Origin of the sequence: Peribacillus sp. NPDC046944 (assembly GCF_050272735.1) — a bacterium.
Classification (GTDB): domain Bacteria; phylum Bacillota; class Bacilli; order Bacillales; family DSM-1321; genus Peribacillus.
In genome coordinates this window covers 38,343-57,710 of record NZ_JBNNML010000007.1, presented here as the reverse complement: position 1 = coordinate 57,710, position 19,368 = coordinate 38,343, and the positions used below count along the sequence as shown (strand labels likewise).

Here is a 19,368-nt window from a genome sequence, read left to right as displayed (position 1 = left end):
CGTTTATATGAATAAATCCCTTTTCTACTATTTTAGAAAAATGTTTATGTAGAAAACTTTGAGCTAGAATGGTTACATTTGACCACATTTATGTTAGAATTTTTAGAGTATTATAAAAAGTTAATATATTCAATGTTAATTTGCTAAAATGAGGGGGCTACATAAATGTCTACAGCAAAAATGAGAAGCGACATGATTACAAAAGGGGTTGACCGTGCTCCACATAGAAGTCTATTGCGTGCAGCGGGTGTTAAAGAAGAAGATTTCGGCAAACCGTTCATTGCGGTTTGTAATTCATATATTGATATCGTTCCTGGGCACGTCCATCTTCAGGAATTCGGTAAGATCGTGAAGGCAGCAATCAGGGAAGCTGGCGGGGTTCCATTTGAATTCAATACGATCGGAGTAGACGATGGAATCGCCATGGGACATATTGGTATGCGTTATTCTTTACCAAGTCGTGAAATCATTGCTGACTCCGTAGAAACGGTTGTTTCTGCACATTGGTTTGATGGGATGGTTTGCATTCCAAACTGTGACAAGATTACACCAGGGATGATGATGGGGGCACTTCGTGTCAATATCCCGACGATGTTCGTCAGCGGAGGACCTATGAAGGCTGGAAAAGATAAGAATGGTAAGTCTCTATCCTTAACATCGGTCTTTGAGGGTGTTGGAGCCTATCAAGCAGGTAATATTGAAGCAGAAGACTTAGAAGAAATCGAACAAGTGGCATGTCCTACGTGCGGTTCTTGTTCAGGGATGTTTACTGCCAATTCGATGAACTGTTTAGCTGAAGGATTAGGTCTTGCCCTTCCAGGTAATGGTACTATTTTAGCCGTAGCAGAAGAACGAAAGGAATTCGTAAAGAAATCAGCTAAACAACTGATGGAACTAATTAAAATGGATCGTAAACCGCGCGATATCGTTACGATGGAAGCGATTGATAATGCATTTGCTTTGGATATGGCCATGGGTGGATCGACCAATACCGTCCTTCATACCCTTGCTTTGGCCCATGAAGCAGGTTTTGAGTATCCAATGGAGAGAATCAATGAAATAGCCGGAAGGGTACCACATCTTGCAAAGATTGCACCGGCATCGGATTATCATATTGAAGATGTCCATAATGCGGGTGGGGTCAGTGCTATTATTCATGAGTTACTGAAAAAGCCAGGAGCTTTCAATGGTGATTGTTTGTCTGTATCCGGTAAAACGCTACGTGAAAATGTGGAAGGTTGCGAAATCTTGAATACGGATGTCATCCATCCCCTAGATAACCCGCATTCCGAACGTGGAGGACTTGCGGTATTATTCGGGAATCTGGCTCCTCTAGGATCGATCATTAAAGTGGGTGCCGTAGACGAGTCTGTCGGCGGGTATCACCGAGGTCCCGCAATCTGCTTTGATTCCCAAGAAGATGCGTTGTCAGGAATTATTACTGGTAAAGTAAAAGAAGGGGATGTCGTGGTCATTCGATATGAAGGACCTAAAGGCGGACCGGGTATGCCGGAAATGCTGGCACCAACTTCGCAAATCGTCGGCAGGGGTCTTGGGGCCAAGGTAGGTTTAATTACCGATGGGCGTTTCTCAGGTGCTTCTAGAGGGATCAGTATCGGTCATATATCTCCTGAAGCAGCCGAAGGAGGACCAATAGCCTTTGTAGAAAATGGAGATATCATTGAGCTGGATTTGAATAACCGTATCATCCAATTGGAAATTTCTGACGAAGAATTTGAAAAACGCAAAGCGAATTGGAAAGGCTTCGAACCAAAGGTAACAAGAGGGTATCTGGGTCGTTATTCCAAGCTTGTCACCAATGCAAGCACTGGCGGCGTCATGAAGATTTAATCCACAAATGAAAAGGTGGCAGCAGATAATTCTGCTGCCTATTTTCTATGCAGGGCTTGGATGTTGGTAAACCTAAATTGTGTGGATTCAAGGTTAAGGTTCGCCTTTCGTAGAAGGTTTAAGCGTCAACTTTGCATTATGAACATAAATTATAGTATCCTTATAGTCATCTAGTTATTTCAAGGGGGAATTATTATGTCTATGGCTTATGATGAATACATGAAACAAATGGTGAAGCCAATGCGTGCTGAATTGGTGCAAGCGGGTTTTAAGGAATTGGAAACAGCTGAAAAGGTTGAGGAATTCATGGAGGCAGCCGAAGGGACTACACTTGTTGTCGTCAATTCAGTTTGTGGCTGTGCTGCAGGTTTAGCTCGTCCAGCAGCGACTCAAGCTGTACTCCAAGCAGAGAAGAAGCCAAATAATCTAGTCACTGTATTTGCAGGGCAAGATAAAGAAGCGACAGCTAAAATGCGTGAGTATTTTAATGGGATTGAACCTTCTTCTCCATCCATGGCTCTATTAAAAGGGAAAGAGGTCGTTCATTTCATTCCTCGCCATGATATTGAAGGCCAGCCTATGGAAGCTATCATGGAAAATCTCTTGGTAGCATTCGATAATGTAAAGTAAAATAAAATAAGTAAAAAAAAAGAATGTCCTGTAAAAGGGCATTCTTTTTCAAATTCAGAGTATTAAAGGAGCAGGTACATGTTTGTGACTACAGCTGGACGAGCTGACCAAGATGTTATAGAGTTGGCAAAAGAGTTCGCGATGGATCAAAAGATTCCTTTTGTATCGAGGAGAAAACGTTCGATTCAGGATATCCAAAGGGAAAACGACAAGGATGATTGTCTCGTTTTCGGGAGAAATAGAATGGAAATATACCGGTACGGAGAGAGGGAGCCTTTCTTTTTCCATCCTAACTTAGCGATGATTCGATTGAAGCGATTACTGAATGGGGAGGCTGATCCATTTCTTATTGCAGGGGATATTAAAGAAGGGGACTCCGTGCTTGATTGTACATTGGGATTAGGTGCTGACTCCATTGTCGCTAGTTTTGCAGTCGGTAGTAAAGGGCGTGTGTTAGCGCTGGAGGAAAATAAATACTTGGCATTACTTGTGGACCATGGTTTAAAGACTTGGAGTGATGCAGAAGAGTGGATGTTATCGGTAATGAGGAGGATAGAAGTTATGGAGGCTAATCATAATGAGTTATTGAAAACTTTACCGGATAATCATTTCGATGTCGTCTATTTTGATCCGATGTTTGAGGAGACCATTGAAGAATCTAATGGCATTAAAGGCCTGACCCATTTTGCTGCAAATCATGATTTCACCATGGAAATAATAAATGAAGCCAAGCGGGTCGCACGAAAAAGAGTTGTGTTGAAAGATCATTTTCGCAGTACCCGCTTCCAGAGATTTGGATTTGACGTGTTGGAACGAAAAACCTCAAAATTCCATTATGGCTTCATTTCCATTTTATGAATTCATTCGGTCTGATAATCCCCTTCATCAAGACCCATTGCACAGCCTTCACGGCTGGAATCAGCAGCGCCATAATTCGAACCGTCCAATGGGTTGATTTGTATGGCCTGGACATTACCGATTGAGTGGGGGACTTCATTGAAGGCAAATCCCATTCCTTCGAGGTGTCCCTTGCTGTTCATATCAATCCCGGCCTCCCATTCAATATGTGGGCCCATTGGCGTGAAAATTCTTGGTTCTTCGATTGCCGCCTTTAAGTCCATTTTGAAATCGAGCACATTAATGATGGTTTGGACAACTGAGCTAATGATCGTCGGTCCCCCGGGGGAACCAAGTGTTAATATGGGTTGATTGTCTTTAAAAATGATGGTCGGACTCTTACAGCTTACTGGTCGTTTATTAGGCTGTACTTCATTCATGCCGCCTGGAACGGAATCAAAGTCGGTCAATTCATTATTCAACATGAAACCATAGTCGGAAACCATGATGCCAGAACCGAAAGGGTGCTCAACAGTCGAGGTGCAAGCCGCGATGTTGCCCCATCTGTCGCGCACCGTGAAGTGGGTGGTTTCACTGCGTTCTTCATCATTTGGCTGTTGAATCACTTCCCTTTGCTTCACGGAATCATACTTCCATGGATTTCCGAAATCAATGGCATTGTTCCGTGACTTGAAATTAATGAGCTTCCGTCGTTCAGCTATATATTCGTCATGCATAAGACCCGTAAGCGGTAATTCGGCAAATTCGGGATCAGCCAGAAATGCCTTTTTATCTGTAAAGGCCAGACGCATCGCTTCCGCTATCAGATAATATTTCTCCCAGGAACGTACATCAAATTGCTCTAGATGGAATGATTCTAATATCTTTAATATTTGAATGACGGTAAACCCTCCCGCGCTAGGAGCCATCGAAGAGACAATTTTATAATCTTTATAGGTGCCGACCATGGGTTCATCAACGGTTGCTTTGTAATCTCTTAAATCGGCCATTTCCATGAATCCGCCTTGTTCCTTGATACAGGAAATGATTCCTTCGCCAATCTCGCCCTCATAAAAAGCAGATACCCCTTCACGTTGTAAAATCCTATAAGTATTTGCCAGCTTTTCCTTAACTAATATATCTCCCACCTGATATGGTTTTCCTTCGGGCATGAAGAAGTTTCGCGCTTCATCACCCAATCGATATTCAAAGTTTTTAAGGGCATCACAAAGTACCCAGTTGACCGGGACCCCATTTTCAGCAAATTCTATAGAGGGTTCAATGAGTTCGGCTAATGGCTTGCTACCATATTCATTGAGCGCTTCATCCATCGCCTTTAGAATTCCTGGAATGCCAACTGCCGTCCCTTTTGTCGAACGCTCTTTAAAGGGAATAACCTCCCCATTTTCATCCAGGAACAATTCAGGATATGCCGCTTTAGGTGCCCTGACATGTCCATCGAATATCTTCGTTTTTTTACTTTTTTCATTATAAACCATAAGGAATCCACTGCCGCCTATTCCTGTCATCATAGGTTCCACGATATTTAATGCAAATTGGATGGCTACTGCTGCATCAACGGCATTTCCGCCATCGCGTAAGACCTTTTCCCCGATTTTAGTCGCAACTGGATGAGCCGTGACGACCATGCCAGCTTTTCCTGTTGCCGTTTCTCTTTTATAGTTTTCTTCTTTGGTTTTTTCATCGATGTTTTCCATCAAAATTCCTCCAGTATATCGTCTTAAGTTCTTTCTTGAGCTAGAGACGAACTTCATTGAAAAGAAAACCTTGCCATTAATAGAATGACAAGGACTCTTTCATAAGTATTTTAGTCTTAATCAGCAAATGATAAATATACGAAAAATGCTAATGTAACAAGACATAAAGCCACCATGGCGGTTGTAGTCAAAGCCATTTATAAGCCCTCCTTAAAAAGATACCTGAATCTATTTAAGTTCTACAAATTACCTAATAATCCTTTAATTTATATATTTATAGTGAAAAATGGTATAAAAGATGCAACACGTATGTTGCATATAGGTATTTATCCTTTTTGGCGATTTTTGAAACATAGGGTATTATATATTCGTATTACCTGGAAAATCGCAGTATACTAGGAAAAAGGAACAACAGGAGGGGGGATAATGGTTTGAAAACGGCAACATGGTTTAGGAAAAGTCTTGTCATTTTAGTTTCCGTTTTAACGTTTGGACTTGTCACACCAACAGATTTGGCATGGTTAGCTGATGCTGACTCTCTAAAAGATTCGAAAAAAGGGGTAGTGCAAGAAGACCATACACCATTTCCTTCTGCACAGGAGTCTAGTGGCTTCAATCATTTCGACCGTGATAACTTTTTATCGGATATACTTGATAAAGCAGAAGAAAGCGCTTATGTGAAATTTGGTGAAAAAATCAACCCTAAAATAGGCGATGAGTTCAAAATGATCATTTTGCCGAAAATAGAAGAGACGGTAAACGATATGGCGAACCAATTTCCTGATGAAAAACTGCAACAGCTAACTATCACGGAGCGGCCAAGTGCAGGTAGATCCGAAAAAATATTCCATATTTATGACTCGACAAGTGGAAATGATGTCATCCGATTCCATGTTAGGCAGGAAAATCCACCGTTAGAAGGATATTGGTTTAATTTTCATTATCACACGTACCACGATTCTTTTGCCACGCATTATGACATCGGGAAAATATATTGGGATAAAAACACTCCTCCCAAATGGACGAATCAAGATAGAATCTCCTAAATCTCTTCGTTCATTGATTTTATCTAAAGGGAAGAGTATGATGATAATGAACATACATAAAGGTAAGTTCATAATGTTCTTTTTGGATACGTTGTTCTGCAACGTATTTATTTTGTGTGAAATAATACATAGCAAGAAAAACTGCGCTGTGCCTCTAGAGAGCATTTGCAGTGAATTTTATAGTTTTGCAGAGGTGCTTTAATCATGTCAGTAGAATTGCTAAATAAAATCTTCCATACCTATTCCCAGTTTTTTGATTGGGATATGTGGGGGGAAGTACTAACAGACCCTGTTAGCTGGGGATTAATTGGGACACTTGTCTTAATGGAAGGCCTTTTATCGGCTGATAACGCTTTGGTATTGGCCGTTATGGTTCGGCATCTTCCGGAAAAACAAAGGAAAAAGGCGCTTTTCTATGGGTTATTGGGTGCATATGCATTCCGTTTCTTAGCCATTGGAATAGGTGTCTATCTCATCAAGATTTCTTGGGTGAAAATCCTCGGAGCTGTTTATCTTGCCTGGCTTTCATTCAAATATTTCCGAGATAAGAGAAATAAACAGGCTAACCAGGATGAAGAGTTACAGGGAATGAGTAAAAATAGTTTATTAATCCGTATGTTCGGTAATTTATGGGGAACGGTTGTCGCTGTTGAGATGATGGATATTGCTTTTTCCGTGGACAGTGTCTTGGCTGCCTTTGGGGTGAGTGAAAAGATTTGGGTCCTCCTGTTGGGCGGAATGATCGGTGTCCTGATGATGCGGGGCGTTGCCGGAGTCTTTTTGAAACTGATTGATAAGATTCCTGAATTGGAAACGGCTGCCTATGTCTTGATAGGATTCATATCGATTAAAATGCTTCTTTCGGTGGCGAAAATTGAAGTTCCACATGTCATCTTCTTTGTGACCATCCTTGTTATTTTTGGCACGACCATCTTGCTTCATTTTCAGAGAGAAAAAAAGCTTAAAGAACAAAGTAAATAATCTTACGGAAAAGAGCTGACACCAAAATGGTGTCAGCTCTTTCTTTGGGAATAAAACTCAAATAGATGAAAAAGGAGAGTGAAAAATGTAAAAAAGAGCAAAGGGTATAACAGGTTTAGCCATAATGATGTTAGGAATGGATGCAGCAAGATGCCAAAGAAAATCGAAAATAGCAATAGATCTAGAATGATGAATACTTTTAAACTGTAAATTTCCAGTACTTCCTCGGCTAGTTCATGTCGTTCTGGCAGGATGAGACTTCTGTTAACTGGTTTCATGGTATCACCTTGAACCTTTTTTGATTATATTATTTTATATGAAAATACTGGGTGATCCGTGCCTCGTGAGAAAAGAATATTCCACTTATTTTTACCAAAAATACATCAATCAATTATAGAGTAGTTTCATGTTATACTAGAATAATAAAATGGGATTGAAGTATACATATTTCTTTGAATTACCCTATTAAACCATGGAAAGGATGGAGAAGGGTGACAAATAAAAAGTGGGTTGGGTTATTCATTTTGGCAGGCTGTTTCCTTTCCATGCTTTCCATCTCTTTTGCTAAGGAAGATGGTTTAAAGTGGAGGGATTTGAAAAAAGATAGCCTACTAAGGCAGGCGGCCATTTTTCAGGATCAAGAGACATTACAGAACTTGTTTATATATCCTGTAGATGAATTTAATGAAGAGGAAGCCTTAAACATAGTTGAAACAATCAATAAACTCCCGCATTCCCTTCAAGTGAAAATTATTGATCGGGGTGTGAAAATAAAGCTTTTCAGTGGGAGCCTGACAGACAATCGTTCTGCAGCTCATTTAAAGGGGCAGGCACCAAGAGGGTATGTTAATCCCAGCACTACATGGGATGATGTTCCGGGTATGGGGGGCTCGCATATGGTCTTGGTTAAAATCGGCGCAAGCGATAAAGGTAACGGCCATAGTTCTATAAATCTCGAACTCCATGAAATTGCCCATTCCATCGATAAAATCGTTTATGGCGGCATTCGTGAGGATATAAAGTATTTAAGCGTATGGGGAAAAGAAGTAGATGCACTGTTTCCTGGTCAACCTTATTTTTCTACATATCCCGAAGAATACTTTGCGGAAGCGTTTGCGATGTTTTATGTAAATCCGGAACAAAATCAATTGCTAAGACGGAAAGCGCCAGAGACCTACCATTTTATTAAACAACTAGATTGATTGATTTAATTCATTCCTAATTCACATTGACACATTGAACTGGTAACGGTTAAAAGTTAAAATAAGAAGAATGAATGTTGAAAAGGTGGTTTACCATGAAGCAATATTTGGATTTATGTAAACATGTACTTGAAAATGGAACTCAAAAAGGCGATCGTACCGGAACAGGAACAATCAGCACCTTCGGATATCAAATGAGGTTCAATCTGCGTGAGGGATTCCCTGTTTTGACTACGAAAAAAGTCAGTTTAAAAGCAATCATCCATGAACTCTTATGGTTTCTAAAAGGCGATACAAACGTACAATACCTTCAGGAAAATAATGTGCGCATTTGGAATGAGTGGGCTGATGAAGCAGGAAATCTAGGTCCCGTCTATGGGCATCAATGGCGCTCATGGGGTGCAGCGGATGGAAGGCAAATCGATCAAATCAGTGAAGTGATCGAGCAAATCAAAACGAACCCAAATTCAAGGAGATTGATCGTAAGTGCCTGGAATGTCGGTGAACTTGAAGAGATGGCCTTACCTCCCTGTCATGCATTCTTTCAATTTTATGTGGCGGACGGTAAGCTTTCCTGCCAACTTTACCAGCGTTCTGCGGACGTATTTTTAGGTGTGCCGTTCAATATCGCTTCTTATGCACTCTTAACGATGATGATAGCCCAAGTATGTGACCTGGAGCTTGGTGAATTCGTTCACTCTTTTGGGGATGTCCATATCTATTCGAACCATATGGATCAAGTGAAATTACAGTTGACACGAGACCCTAAACCACTGCCTACGATGAAAATCAATCCTGCAGTGAAAGATATCTTTGAGTTTCGGTTTGAAGATTTCGAACTTGAAAATTACGAAGCTCATCCCCACATTAAAGGGAAGGTGAGTATATGATTTCCTTAATTGTAGCCATGGATGAAAAACGTGTGATTGGAAAAGATAACAAGCTGCCTTGGCATTTGCCAGCGGACCTTCAGTACTTTAAAAAGGTAACGATGGGTCACCCAATCGTCATGGGGCGCAAAACATTTGAATCCATCGGGCGGATTCTGCCTGGAAGGGAAAACGTCATCGTGACCAGGAATCATGAATTTAAAGCGGAAGGCTGCACCATTTTGCATGATGTTGATCAGATTAAGACGTATGCCGACAATAGCAAACAAGAGGTATTCGTTATAGGCGGAGCGGAAATCTTCAAAGAAATTCTGCCAGTAACCGATCGGTTATATATTACTGAAATACATGAAGTCTTTGAAGGGGACACGTTCTTTCCAATCATTAATGAGACGGAGTGGGAAACCGTGGAGACGACCCCTGGGGTAACAGATGATAAAAATCTTTATGCCCATGATTTTATTGTTTTACGAAAAAAATGATATTAGTAACCGATTTATGGTGAATAAGCCATAGTCGGTTTTTTTGTACAAGATCAAAGAGATAGAATTTTTAGAAAAATCAGTTACATACTTATGATAAAGTGCTATAATTATAGAATTGATTAGGAAGGAAATGAGGGATAACTATGAACCAGACAGCATCAGTGAATAGGGGGATTCAGTTGGAGGATATTCTAATTGCCTATAGAGAATTGAAGGATATTGTCTTACATACACCTTTACAAAAGAATCAGCGTTTATCCAGTAAGTATGAATGCAATGTCTATTTGAAACGTGAGGATCTTCAACATGTTCGTTCCTTTAAGTTAAGGGGAGCTTACTATAAAATGAAAAGTTTGACTCAGGAAGAAACAAAGAATGGTGTCGTGTGTGCAAGTGCCGGGAACCATGCACAGGGAGTGGCTTTTTCCTGCAGTGAGTTAGGAATCGATGGGAAAATTTACATGCCTGCTACGACGCCAAGGCAGAAGGTCGATCAAGTCCGGTTATTCGGTAGGGATAATATTGAAATTGTCTTAATTGGTGATACATTTGATGACGCATTCGCAAGTGCAATGGAATGTTGCGAGAAGGAAGGGCGTTCTTTCATCCATCCTTTCGATGATGAAAAGGTGATTGCCGGTCAAGGCACTACGGCGGTTGAAATCCTGAATGATTGTGAAGATAAGATTGATTATGTGTTCGCAGCAATCGGTGGCGGCGGATTAATGGCTGGGGTTTCAAGTTACTTCAAATCAGTGTCCCCTGATACGAAGTGTATTGGAGTAGAACCGCTCGGAGCCGCGTCCATGAAAACTTCCTTCCAAGAAGGAAAAGTCGTTGAACTTGAGAATATCGATACGTTTGTAGATGGTGCAGCCGTGAAGTGTGTAGGGCAAATGACTTACCAAACATGTAAAGAGAATCTTGAGGATATCGTTGCAGTGCCTGAAGGCCATATCTGTACGACGATTCTCGATTTATATAATCAGCATGCCATTATTGCTGAACCAGCGGGTGCTATTTCCGTATCAGCCCTTGATTTTTACAAAGACCAAATAAAGGGGAAAACGGTCGTGTGCCTTGTAAGTGGGGGTAATAATGATATAGGCCGTATGCAGGAAATCAAGGAAAAGTCCTTATTATATGAAGGCCTGCTATATTACTTTATCGTGAATTTCCCACAACGTGCTGGAGCATTAAGGGAATTTCTTGATGAAGTGTTGGGACCTAATGATGATATTAGTCGATTTGAATATACGAAGAAAAATAATAAAGAGAGTGGCCCGGCCCTTGTTGGTATTGAGTTAAAAAACAAATTTGATTATACAGGACTTATTCAGAGAATGAATAAGAAGGGTTTCTCAAGCGTGGAAGTCAATAAAGACAGCAATTTATTCCACTTATTAATTTAAACTAGACAAAATTTTAAATTAGGTTAGAATAATATATATATTTTTACATATTATTCAACTTATCCAGCAGTCGTGTTTTGTCGATAATTGTTACCGTTGTATGACGATTTGCCAGGTTCCTTTCATTTGGCTGAAAATGGTATTATAATTAAAAGCAGAATAGGTTGAATTATAACATCGAGGGGGATGTATTCATGTCGAATATTGGAATACCTGGTCTAATCATCATCTTGGTATTGGCCTTAATCATTTTTGGTCCGAAGAAGCTTCCCGAAATCGGACGTGCTTTTGGACAAACGCTTCGAGAATTCAAGAAATCCACGAGTGAACTGACAAAAGGCGACTATGAAGAGGATAAGAAAATACAACAACCAAAAAATCATGAATGATTAAATGCAGGGCGTAAGATGGACCTTCTTACGTCTTTTGTTCTGTAGCAAAGAAACGGATTTTCAAATGAAGGCGTGATTTATTTTGGAAGATAAAGAATTAAATATCATCGATCATCTCGATGAATTGAGAAAACGGCTAATCATTACGGCTGTAGCTTTTTTCGTCTTTTTTATTGTCAGTTTTATTTATGTGGAAAAAATCTACTATTGGTTTGTTAAGGATCTTGACTTCGAATTAATGGTCTTAGGTCCAAGTGATATCATCTGGATTTACTTCATGCTTTCAGGAGTCGTTGCCATTGCTGCAACGATTCCGATTATAGCACTTCAAATTTGGTTGTTCGTTAAGCCAGCTTTAATGCCTAATGAAGTGAGGGCCACCCTTGCCTATATTCCAGCTCTTTTCATCTTGTTTATTGGAGGCCTTGCTTTTGGTTATTTTGTCATTTTTCCGACCATCCTTCAATTTTTAATTGAGCTGGGTGAAGGCATGTTCATAACCAATTTCACCGCAGATAAGTATTTTTCATTTGTCTTCAATATGACGATTCCTTTTGCCTTTTTATTCGAGCTACCAGTCGTTACGATGTTCCTGACCTCCATCGGTCTTATCAACCCTTACGTGCTTCAAAAATTAAGGAAGTATGCTTACTTTGTTCTCGTGGTCATTGCTGTTTCCATCACACCGCCAGATTTCATGTCGGATTTTTTGGTCACGGTTCCCTTACTGTTACTTTACGAAGTTAGCATTTCGCTTTCTAAAATTGTCTATCGACGAAGGGTAAAACGGGAGAGCTTGCTGGAAGAAACTCTTAATAATGAAGATGGCATATAAAAAATGGCCCAAAGGATTTATTCCTTCGGGTCATTTTTTATGGCTGAAGTTATTGAATCGGCATCATTCAGCCATAAAGTTGATTAGATCCAAATAAGATATATGCCTTTTTACAAAGTTTTCTTCTGATTTTCAACGTATATGTGTCTAAGAGAATCATTATTCTGAAAAAAATATAAGCTTTAGTTTGAAAGCGTACTTTGAATAGGTATAATACAATAGATACGTTAATTTAGGGATGTGTAAAGATGAATAAAGTGAAGATTGTAACGGATTCAACAGTGGATATGACCCCAGAAGAATTTGAGTATTATGGCATTACAATGGTCCCCTTGTCGATCTATATTGATGGAGAGACCTTTTTGGATAAAGTGGAAATTGAACAGGATGAATTTTTAAGAAGAATGAATCAGTCAAAAGAACTCCCTAAAAGCTCCCAACCGGCAGTAGGGACTTTTTTAGAAGTATATAATGAACTTGGAAAGGATGGCAGTGAGATTATTTCAATCCATATGACTGGTGGCATGAGTGGTACAGTACGTTCGGCTGAAAGTGCAGCAGGGATGTCCGATGCTAAAGTTACCGTTTATGATTCGGAATTCATCTCAAAAGCCATGTCATTCCAAGTGATAGAGGCTGCCAAGATGGCGAATGAAGGCAAAACCACCGAAGAAATAATGCAAAGGCTTGAGACCATTAGAAAACAGTCGAGTCTAATCATTGTCATTGAAACGCTGGACAATCTTGTGAAAGGCGGAAGGATTGGCAAAGTATCAGCATTCATCGGATCTCTTTTACATATTAAACCGATTGCACTTCTGGACGGAGGCGTGCTGAATCCCGTTTCAAAAGCAAGGAGCCAATCACAGGTTGTAAAATTCATTTCAAAGAAATTCAAAGAAGATACACAAGGAAAACAAGTCAAAGGCATTGGTTTCGTCCATGCAAATGGCTATGAAATGGCCGATAAAGTTCGCAAAGCGATTACTGAAATTTCAGGGGTCCAGGATATTAAGTTAGAAGCTACAACGGCTGTGGTCAGCACACATACTGGCGAAGGTGCCATGGCCATCATGTATTACTGGGATTGATGTTCGCTTTTAGTACCTCCTAAAGAGCAGGAGATGATAGCTAAGTAATGTAGTCAAATGTTCATTTTATGATAAAAATAGTGGCTGTTTTCCTACTGGTGGTCTGGTAGAATGAAAGAAGTGACAGAATATTTATACATAAAAGGCGGGGTATGGATGAGGAAGCTGCATTTGTTGAAGGCAGCTATGGGCATTGGGGTATTGTTGATGCTGGCAGCATGTGGTTCAACTGGGGTGCCTGATGCGAAGAATTGGGATATCGAAGATTTTAGTTATGTGGACCAGGATGGGGAACCCTTTTCCAAAACTGATTTAAAAGGAAAAGTCTGGGTAGCCGATTTCATTTTCACAAATTGTGAGGATGTTTGTCTCCCCATGACTGCCAATATGGTGAAGTTGCAACAAAAACTGAAGGATGAGGGAATTTCAGATGTTGAGTTCGTGTCATTTTCCGTGGATCCTGAAGTGGACAAGCCTGATGTCTTGACAGCATTTGGCGACCAGTTCAACGTCGATTACAAAAATTGGCACTTTTTGACTGGTTATGGTCAAGATGAAATCGAGGCATTTGCCAAGGATAACTTTAAAACGATTGTATTGAAGCCTGACAATGAAGATCAGGTGATTCACCAGACAAGGTTTTATCTAATGGATCAAGAGGGAAAAGTCATCCGGGATTACACGGGACTTCAGGATATTCCTTTTGATGAGATGATTAAGCATATAAAAATACTACAGAACTATTGAACAGGAGAATGACCTGTTCAATAGTTTTTTAGTTTCTATAGTAATCACGGAATGACGTATGGAACAAATAGCTGTTACTAAGAATGAATTTACTCATCAGGTACATGCTAAAATTCATGGGATAAGCTTTAATTCCCAGCTTTTTTTCATACTATACAGTGATAAATACAAATAAAACCGACAAGTAAAGGTCAAATTGATTCAATTTTATATTTTCCCCATGATATAATATTTAGGTAGGGAAGGTGAGGTTATGAGACACAAAATCACCTGTCTTTTTATATGCCTAGTTTGGATTTCAGGTTGCTCTCAGAGGACTACTTCAGAACAGCCACTCGTTCAGCAGCATAATGTTGTTGAATTAAGCAAAAAGGAAACCATTCCAGCCAGCTTTTTTCCGGATCCTGTTCAAATCGTGTCAATAGGTGATTCCCTAACTCAAGGTGTCGGCGATAGTAAAGATAATGGGGGATATCTCCCTTACTTGCAGAAAAATCTTGAGAAAGAGCCATCTATTACTTCAGTTGAGATGATCAATCACGGAGTTCGGGGAAACCGGACCGACCAATTATTAAAAAGGTTGGATAAATCCCGTGTTCAAGAAGATATTGAACAAGCCGATTCCATTGTCGTCACAATTGGTGGAAATGATATCATGAGAGTATTTAAACAGAATTTCTCCAACTTGGAACTGAACCAATTCGATTCAGCTAAAATAGGGTATGAAAAAAGATTAAGACAGATATTGGATAAGGTGCGCTCTGAAAATCAACAGGCACAGATTTATTTAGTGGGCGTGTATAACCCATTTTCAAAGTGGTTTGCTGATTTTTATGAACTAGATGAAATCATGAATGATTGGAATGATAGCGGAAAAAAGATTATCACCGAATATGATTCTGCATATTTTATCGAAATAGATGATATTTTCCAAAATTCCAAAGAAGACTTGCTATATACGGAAGATTACTTCCATCCCAATGATCGGGGATATGAATTGATTGCAGAAAGAATCTATAATAACATGGAAGTTTTAACAATCGGAAAGGATACAATGGAAGCTAGCGCCAAAGGAGATGATGACCAAGAATGACAAAAGTCAAATGGAAGACTTTGTTTATTACTTTATTAGCCGTTAACATCCTGGTCATCCTTTCAATCCTGGTTTTAATTAATTTACCGGCAAAAGATTCAGATATGAAGCCAGTTGTAACTAAGGAAGAAGATATCCAGTTTCAGATTCATACAAACCGGGAAGATTTGACCCGATTAATCAACCAGTATCTTGATAAAGAAGGCTTGACTGGATTGATACATTATGAAGTGTATTTAAGGGATGAAGTGGAGTTATACGGGAAAATGCCTTTTTTCAACCGTGAAGTTGAAATGAAATTAACATTCGAACCCATTGCGCAAAAGAACGGGGATTTGGTTTTAAAACAAAAATCGATTGCGATTGGCCAGATGAACCTTCCTGTTTCATATGTGATGAACTTAATTAATGAACGGTATAAAATGCCGGATTGGGTCACCATAAATCCCAATGAGGAAAACATATATGTGTCTTTACAGGACATGAAATTAAAAAGTGACGTCAGGGTCAAGGCTAATGAATTTGATTTAAAGAATGATGATATTTCATTTTTATTAACTGTCCCCTCTTCTTTACAATAAGTGAAAATGAAAGATGAAAAGCCAGGTCAAATGCATCCTGGCTTTTCATCTTTTTTTGTATTAAGGTGTTAAGATAAGTGTTTCTAAGCCAGGTTGACCCTGACTGGTGCCGATTATATAAATGGATAATGGGATATTTGCCTGAATATCTATATTGGGTAAGGAGAGGGCTACTTCTTTCGAATCGGCTTTCCTTACTTCAAAATCGACTTGCATGGGGTAGAGATTCAGGTATTCACTTGCTTTGCGATACGGAAGTCTTGAAAATACGACATCGCCATCCTTTACAGCGATATCCACCGGTGACGTATCAAAAGACAAGTGGACAAATCGAACCTTGGATTCATCTTGGGGGACATAAGGATTGTCTTCGAAAGTAAGTAGTTTTGGCATTTCATTGGATCCTGCAGCAACGACAGTATACAGTTTTTCACTTTCTAGATCGACTTTACGGCTAAGGAAGGTGGACGTGGTTTGTCCGGCAGGATATATATCAATTTGGTATTTACCCGGGGGTAAAGATAAATAGTTGCTATTGTCTTTGTAAGCGAAATTCTGAAGGATGCGCATTTCGTTTACATATACATCGACCGCAGGTGCTTTTGGAGCTGCATGTAAAATACGGACCTGTGCCGGTTTTACCGTATTGATTTGTTCACTTCTCATTGGTTGCATGGCTTTTTCCATGCTCTTTAAGTGTTTATGATAATAATAATCATGTAAATGTGGGTTAGTATATTTATAGTAGCAGGATAATGCATCATAATTCATGGCCTTTTGTAAATGTTTGTCTTTATGGTTCATGTCTATCACCTCTCATTTGAATCATTATGAAGACATCATATGGTAGCATGCTTGGGCATGTGTCTTTCGTATACTCAAATTTGATTGGTTTTTTTAATCAGTCCAGTTTCATCAACAAAAGAAGTTTAGACAGCAGATGATTTTACATGACCTTATAAAAGGTTTAAAATGCATTCAATAGAACTTTTCCAAAAAAGGAGGATATTACAGTTGACCAACCATTTAGACAAAGCAACATTTGCTGGAGGATGTTTTTGGTGTATGGTAAAACCCTTCGATGAACAGCCTGGTATTGAATCTGTCATTTCCGGTTATACAGGGGGGACAACGGAGAATCCTACATACAAAGAGGTTTGCTCGGAAACGACGGGACATTATGAAGCTGTTCAGATTACCTTTGACCCTTCCATCTACCCTTATAAAGATTTAGTTGAATTATTTTGGCAACAGATTGATCCAACAGACGCTGGAGGCCAGTTCTTTGATCGTGGTAGTTCCTATCAAACGGCCATTTTCTATCACGACGAAAAGCAACGGGAAATAGCGGAAGCTTCCAGGGCAAACCTACAGGAGAGCGGCATTTTTTCTAAGCCCATTGCCACACCCATTCTACCGGCCAAAACCTTTTATCCGGCAGAAACGTATCACCAGCATTATTATAAAAAGCAACCAGAGCACTACGAGAGATATTCAGTTGGCTCCGGGCGCAAGGCTTTTCAAAAACATCATTGGGGGGAAAAGAAATGAGCAGTAAAGATGATTTGAAGAAAAAATTAACACCCATTCAATATGAAGTCACACAAAATAGCGGGACAGAGCCTGCTTTTCATAATGAATATTGGAATTTGAATGAAGATGGACTGTATGTGGACATTGTTTCCGGTACACCGCTATTCACTTCCAAAGATAAATTTGATTCCGCCTGTGGCTGGCCAAGCTTTACCAAGCCACTGGATGATGGTGAAGTTGTGGAAAATTTGGATACAAGCTATGGCATGAGAAGGATCGAAGTGCGTTCAAAAACGGCCAATTCCCATCTTGGACATGTGTTTGATGATGGACCAGGGCCAACCAAGTTACGATATTGCATCAATTCTGCTTCGTTAAGATTCATCCCACTCGAAGATCTTGAAAAAGAAGGATACGGTGAATATAAGAAACTGTTTCTTTAATAAACAAGTAAGCCCCTATCATCCTGTGATAGGGGCTTACTTGTTTTAGTGGTTTGAATCATTGGTGATGATGGAAGAAAGCCGCACATGTGTGGTAGGGAGGTCCTTGGAGGTTTCTCTCCCTGAAACTACAAAACGCACGGTGTGAGGACCGGGAGAAAGGCCATTGGCGATGAATAAATACCTTTCGCGGGCAAAGGGCCACCACGTATGAAGGGATGTATTCAGTTTGCCGTCAATGAATACATCAACTTCTCCGCCATCTGGGCTTCTGAGTAATTTAACTCCAAGTATATTTCCTTCGAATCGGTATTCAATATAACTCCCTATCTCATCACTTGTGTAATAACCGCCTCTTGGTCTAAACCCCACCATTGAATCATAGTTGTCATTATCTCTTAAATTCATTTCGGAGCCTTGATGAAATTTAGGAGGAAGACTAGCGACAGGTTTTTCTTTTTGTGCATTTTTAATAAACTTTTGGTAAATCGCATTTGCATAGAATTGATAGCCAAGGCCATTTGGATGAATCAAATCTTTCGTCAATTCCTTTTCAGTGAACCCTGAAGAATTGAAAACTGGACGCATGTCAATATTGGTGGCCCCATAATAGTCAGATAACAGACCGATAGCATTCGCAAATTCCTCGTATTCCAAACAACTTTCCGTAATCGTGAACAATTCAGCATGAGGATATAGGTGCTTTGCTTTTCTAATCAGAGCCTCGTACGTCATTTTGAAATCGTCCACATTCATGTATTTACGATCATTTTCACCGAATACAATGAAAATCAAATCCTTATGGCCCATTCTTTTTTTTTGAGAGAGCTTATAAAGACCTTCAAAAGCAGTGGAGCCGCTTTGAACAACGTAATCCCCTTTAAAGGGAACTGAATGGTGCTTGCTCATTTTATTTTCCAGTTGTTTAAACCAAGTTTGACTCGGATTTTCAGCCCCGGACCCCCTGCCTATGCTATCGCCAATAATCAGATAGTCAATCGGCTGACCATCCTGGTATTTTTGGTATACATTTAAGTTCTCATCGGAACCGTATGTTTTTGGAACTTTTTGAAGGATGTAAATGAGAAGGAGTGTGAGGACAATTCCTGCGAATGGAATGAGGGATTTCGAGACTTTTTTCAATTCATTTCCTCCGATTAACATTATTGTAGGTTGGTGTGGTAAGTATAGGACGAAAAGCATATTTTAACCTTATTATATCGCAAATTTAAGGTAATACAATAAGGTTTGGTTTCATTTCCCGTTTTTAAAACCAATTGATTACACGTTTTATTGAGGGGGATTTATATAGAAGAATGGAGGAGTTTTTGCTTAAATAAAAAAAAATGGGCAAATACACAGACCAAGGCGGGCATATCGACATATGGTAAGGGTGTAAAGAGAAAACAGAAATCAAGAAGGAGTGAAACTTTATGTACGGATATGGTGGAGGATATGGTGGCGGCTGCGGCGGCGGTTATGGTTACGGCGGAGGATACGGTGGCGGATGCGGTGGCGGTTTTGGTTCAGGCTTCGCATTAATCGTTGTCTTATTCATTCTGTTGGTTATCATCGGCGCATCATTCTGCTGCTAAATATAA

General features: G+C 39.8%; 21 protein-coding genes. 18 read left to right on the top strand and 3 right to left on the bottom strand.

All coding sequences use genetic code 11. The features are described 5' to 3' along the window. The first annotated feature begins 180 nt into the window (after positions 1–180). From ilvD to ACQKIC_RS14185, 3 genes are all read left to right on the top strand, one after another. On the top strand, positions 181–1,851 hold the full coding sequence (gene ilvD / locus ACQKIC_RS14195; protein ID WP_427591791.1) for a dihydroxy-acid dehydratase: 1,671 nt from the start codon (positions 181–183) through the stop codon (positions 1,849–1,851). A gap of 195 nt (positions 1,852–2,046) precedes the next feature. Then, a complete protein-coding gene (locus ACQKIC_RS14190; protein WP_402956792.1) occupies positions 2,047–2,481 on the top strand; it encodes a BrxA/BrxB family bacilliredoxin in 435 nt (144 codons plus the stop codon). A 78-nt stretch (positions 2,482–2,559) separates the two neighbouring features. After that, positions 2,560–3,339 (top strand): class I SAM-dependent methyltransferase, encoded by a 780-nt coding sequence (locus ACQKIC_RS14185; protein WP_402988152.1) that lies wholly within the window; start codon positions 2,560–2,562, stop codon positions 3,337–3,339. Positions 3,340–3,341: 2 nt separating this feature from the next. Here the strand turns inward: ACQKIC_RS14185 and ggt are convergent, their stop codons facing one another. Next, positions 3,342–5,036: a gamma-glutamyltransferase gene (ggt, locus tag ACQKIC_RS14180; RefSeq protein WP_427591776.1), complete on the bottom strand. Its 1,695-nt coding sequence runs from the start codon at positions 5,034–5,036 to the stop codon at positions 3,342–3,344. Positions 5,037–5,467: 431 nt separating this feature from the next. Here ggt and ACQKIC_RS14175 point away from each other — a divergent pair, with 431 nt between their 5' ends. The 12 genes from ACQKIC_RS14175 (at position 5,468) to ACQKIC_RS14120 (ending at position 15,791) form a co-directional block, all read left to right on the top strand. Continuing rightward, positions 5,468–6,082 carry a YpjP family protein gene (locus ACQKIC_RS14175; protein ID WP_402988162.1) on the top strand — a complete coding sequence of 205 codons (615 nt, stop codon included), beginning with the start codon at positions 5,468–5,470 and terminating at the stop codon, positions 6,080–6,082. 204 nt (positions 6,083–6,286) lie between these two features. Beyond that, a complete protein-coding gene (locus ACQKIC_RS14170) occupies positions 6,287–7,063 on the top strand; it encodes a TerC family protein (RefSeq protein ID WP_402988165.1) in 777 nt (258 codons plus the stop codon). Between the two features lie 491 nt (positions 7,064–7,554). Next, positions 7,555–8,265: an anthrax toxin lethal factor-related metalloendopeptidase gene (locus ACQKIC_RS14165; RefSeq protein ID WP_402988168.1), complete on the top strand. Its 711-nt coding sequence runs from the start codon at positions 7,555–7,557 to the stop codon at positions 8,263–8,265. Positions 8,266–8,360: 95 nt separating this feature from the next. Then, a complete protein-coding gene (locus tag ACQKIC_RS14160) occupies positions 8,361–9,155 on the top strand; it encodes a thymidylate synthase (RefSeq protein WP_402988170.1) in 795 nt (264 codons plus the stop codon). Beyond that, positions 9,152–9,637: a dihydrofolate reductase gene (locus ACQKIC_RS14155; protein ID WP_402988173.1), complete on the top strand. Its 486-nt coding sequence runs from the start codon at positions 9,152–9,154 to the stop codon at positions 9,635–9,637. The genes ACQKIC_RS14160 and ACQKIC_RS14155 overlap by 4 nt, the downstream gene beginning before the upstream one ends. A 146-nt stretch (positions 9,638–9,783) precedes the next feature. After that, positions 9,784–11,052 carry a threonine ammonia-lyase IlvA gene (ilvA, locus tag ACQKIC_RS14150; protein ID WP_403121814.1) on the top strand — a complete coding sequence of 423 codons (1,269 nt, stop codon included), beginning with the start codon at positions 9,784–9,786 and terminating at the stop codon, positions 11,050–11,052. Between the two features lie 194 nt (positions 11,053–11,246). After that, the gene (tatA, locus tag ACQKIC_RS14145; protein WP_402868997.1) at positions 11,247–11,441 is read left to right on the top strand and encodes a twin-arginine translocase TatA/TatE family subunit; all 195 of its coding nucleotides are present in this window, start codon (positions 11,247–11,249) and stop codon (positions 11,439–11,441) included. Positions 11,442–11,526: 85 nt separating this feature from the next. Continuing rightward, a complete protein-coding gene (tatC, locus tag ACQKIC_RS14140; protein WP_402956799.1) occupies positions 11,527–12,279 on the top strand; it encodes a twin-arginine translocase subunit TatC in 753 nt (250 codons plus the stop codon). Between the two features lie 248 nt (positions 12,280–12,527). Continuing rightward, positions 12,528–13,370, top strand: a complete 843-nt coding sequence (locus tag ACQKIC_RS14135; protein ID WP_402868993.1) for a DegV family protein — start codon at positions 12,528–12,530, stop codon at positions 13,368–13,370. A 156-nt stretch (positions 13,371–13,526) separates the two neighbouring features. Next, complete coding sequence (locus ACQKIC_RS14130) at positions 13,527–14,117, top strand: SCO family protein (RefSeq protein WP_402869866.1); 591 nt, start codon at positions 13,527–13,529, stop codon at positions 14,115–14,117. A gap of 253 nt (positions 14,118–14,370) precedes the next feature. Further along, a complete protein-coding gene (locus ACQKIC_RS14125) occupies positions 14,371–15,210 on the top strand; it encodes an SGNH/GDSL hydrolase family protein (protein ID WP_402868991.1) in 840 nt (279 codons plus the stop codon). Beyond that, a complete protein-coding gene (locus ACQKIC_RS14120) occupies positions 15,207–15,791 on the top strand; it encodes a YpmS family protein (protein ID WP_402956801.1) in 585 nt (194 codons plus the stop codon). The genes ACQKIC_RS14125 and ACQKIC_RS14120 overlap by 4 nt, the downstream gene beginning before the upstream one ends. A 60-nt stretch (positions 15,792–15,851) precedes the next feature. On the opposite strand, the gene ACQKIC_RS14115 is transcribed toward ACQKIC_RS14120, so the two are convergent. Continuing rightward, a complete protein-coding gene (locus ACQKIC_RS14115; protein WP_427591777.1) occupies positions 15,852–16,595 on the bottom strand; it encodes a DUF4397 domain-containing protein in 744 nt (247 codons plus the stop codon). A gap of 261 nt (positions 16,596–16,856) precedes the next feature. Between ACQKIC_RS14115 and msrA the strand changes: the two genes are divergently transcribed. Together msrA and msrB are read left to right on the top strand one after the other, a co-directional pair. Further along, positions 16,857–17,342 (top strand): peptide-methionine (S)-S-oxide reductase MsrA, encoded by a 486-nt coding sequence (gene msrA, locus ACQKIC_RS14110; protein ID WP_402869865.1) that lies wholly within the window; start codon positions 16,857–16,859, stop codon positions 17,340–17,342. Continuing rightward, positions 17,339–17,767, top strand: a complete 429-nt coding sequence (gene msrB, locus ACQKIC_RS14105; RefSeq protein ID WP_427591778.1) for a peptide-methionine (R)-S-oxide reductase MsrB — start codon at positions 17,339–17,341, stop codon at positions 17,765–17,767. The genes msrA and msrB overlap by 4 nt, the downstream gene beginning before the upstream one ends. 45 nt (positions 17,768–17,812) lie before the next feature. On the opposite strand, the gene ACQKIC_RS14100 is transcribed toward msrB, so the two are convergent. Next, positions 17,813–18,910, bottom strand: a complete 1,098-nt coding sequence (locus ACQKIC_RS14100) for a GDSL-type esterase/lipase family protein (protein WP_427591779.1) — start codon at positions 18,908–18,910, stop codon at positions 17,813–17,815. Positions 18,911–19,200: 290 nt separating this feature from the next. Between ACQKIC_RS14100 and ACQKIC_RS14095 the strand changes: the two genes are divergently transcribed. After that, positions 19,201–19,362, top strand: a complete 162-nt coding sequence (locus ACQKIC_RS14095; protein WP_402868981.1) for a YjcZ family sporulation protein — start codon at positions 19,201–19,203, stop codon at positions 19,360–19,362. Positions 19,363–19,368 lie beyond the last annotated feature (6 nt).

What these genes read in the sequence shown, in the direction of transcription:
- ACQKIC_RS14120 (WP_402956801.1), top strand. Translation starts at nt 15,207, where the DNA reads ATGACAAAAGTCAAATGGAAGACTTTGTTTATTACTTTATTAGCCGTT.
- tatA (WP_402868997.1), top strand. Translation starts at nt 11,247, where the DNA reads ATGTCGAATATTGGAATACCTGGTCTAATCATCATCTTGGTATTGGCC.
- ACQKIC_RS14155 (WP_402988173.1), top strand. Translation starts at nt 9,152, where the DNA reads ATGATTTCCTTAATTGTAGCCATGGATGAAAAACGTGTGATTGGAAAA.
- ACQKIC_RS14190 (WP_402956792.1), top strand. Translation starts at nt 2,047, where the DNA reads ATGTCTATGGCTTATGATGAATACATGAAACAAATGGTGAAGCCAATG.
- ilvA (WP_403121814.1), top strand. Translation starts at nt 9,784, where the DNA reads ATGAACCAGACAGCATCAGTGAATAGGGGGATTCAGTTGGAGGATATT.
- ACQKIC_RS14135 (WP_402868993.1), top strand. Translation starts at nt 12,528, where the DNA reads ATGAATAAAGTGAAGATTGTAACGGATTCAACAGTGGATATGACCCCA.
- ACQKIC_RS14170 (WP_402988165.1), top strand. Translation starts at nt 6,287, where the DNA reads ATGTCAGTAGAATTGCTAAATAAAATCTTCCATACCTATTCCCAGTTT.
- msrB (WP_427591778.1), top strand. Translation starts at nt 17,339, where the DNA reads ATGAGCAGTAAAGATGATTTGAAGAAAAAATTAACACCCATTCAATAT.
- ACQKIC_RS14185 (WP_402988152.1), top strand. Translation starts at nt 2,560, where the DNA reads ATGTTTGTGACTACAGCTGGACGAGCTGACCAAGATGTTATAGAGTTG.
- msrA (WP_402869865.1), top strand. Translation starts at nt 16,857, where the DNA reads ATGGTAAAACCCTTCGATGAACAGCCTGGTATTGAATCTGTCATTTCC.
- ggt (WP_427591776.1), bottom strand. Translation starts at nt 5,036, where the DNA reads ATGGAAAACATCGATGAAAAAACCAAAGAAGAAAACTATAAAAGAGAA.
- ACQKIC_RS14130 (WP_402869866.1), top strand. Translation starts at nt 13,527, where the DNA reads ATGAGGAAGCTGCATTTGTTGAAGGCAGCTATGGGCATTGGGGTATTG.
- ACQKIC_RS14160 (WP_402988170.1), top strand. Translation starts at nt 8,361, where the DNA reads ATGAAGCAATATTTGGATTTATGTAAACATGTACTTGAAAATGGAACT.
- ilvD (WP_427591791.1), top strand. Translation starts at nt 181, where the DNA reads ATGAGAAGCGACATGATTACAAAAGGGGTTGACCGTGCTCCACATAGA.
- ACQKIC_RS14125 (WP_402868991.1), top strand. Translation starts at nt 14,371, where the DNA reads ATGAGACACAAAATCACCTGTCTTTTTATATGCCTAGTTTGGATTTCA.
- ACQKIC_RS14095 (WP_402868981.1), top strand. Translation starts at nt 19,201, where the DNA reads ATGTACGGATATGGTGGAGGATATGGTGGCGGCTGCGGCGGCGGTTAT.
- ACQKIC_RS14115 (WP_427591777.1), bottom strand. Translation starts at nt 16,595, where the DNA reads ATGAACCATAAAGACAAACATTTACAAAAGGCCATGAATTATGATGCA.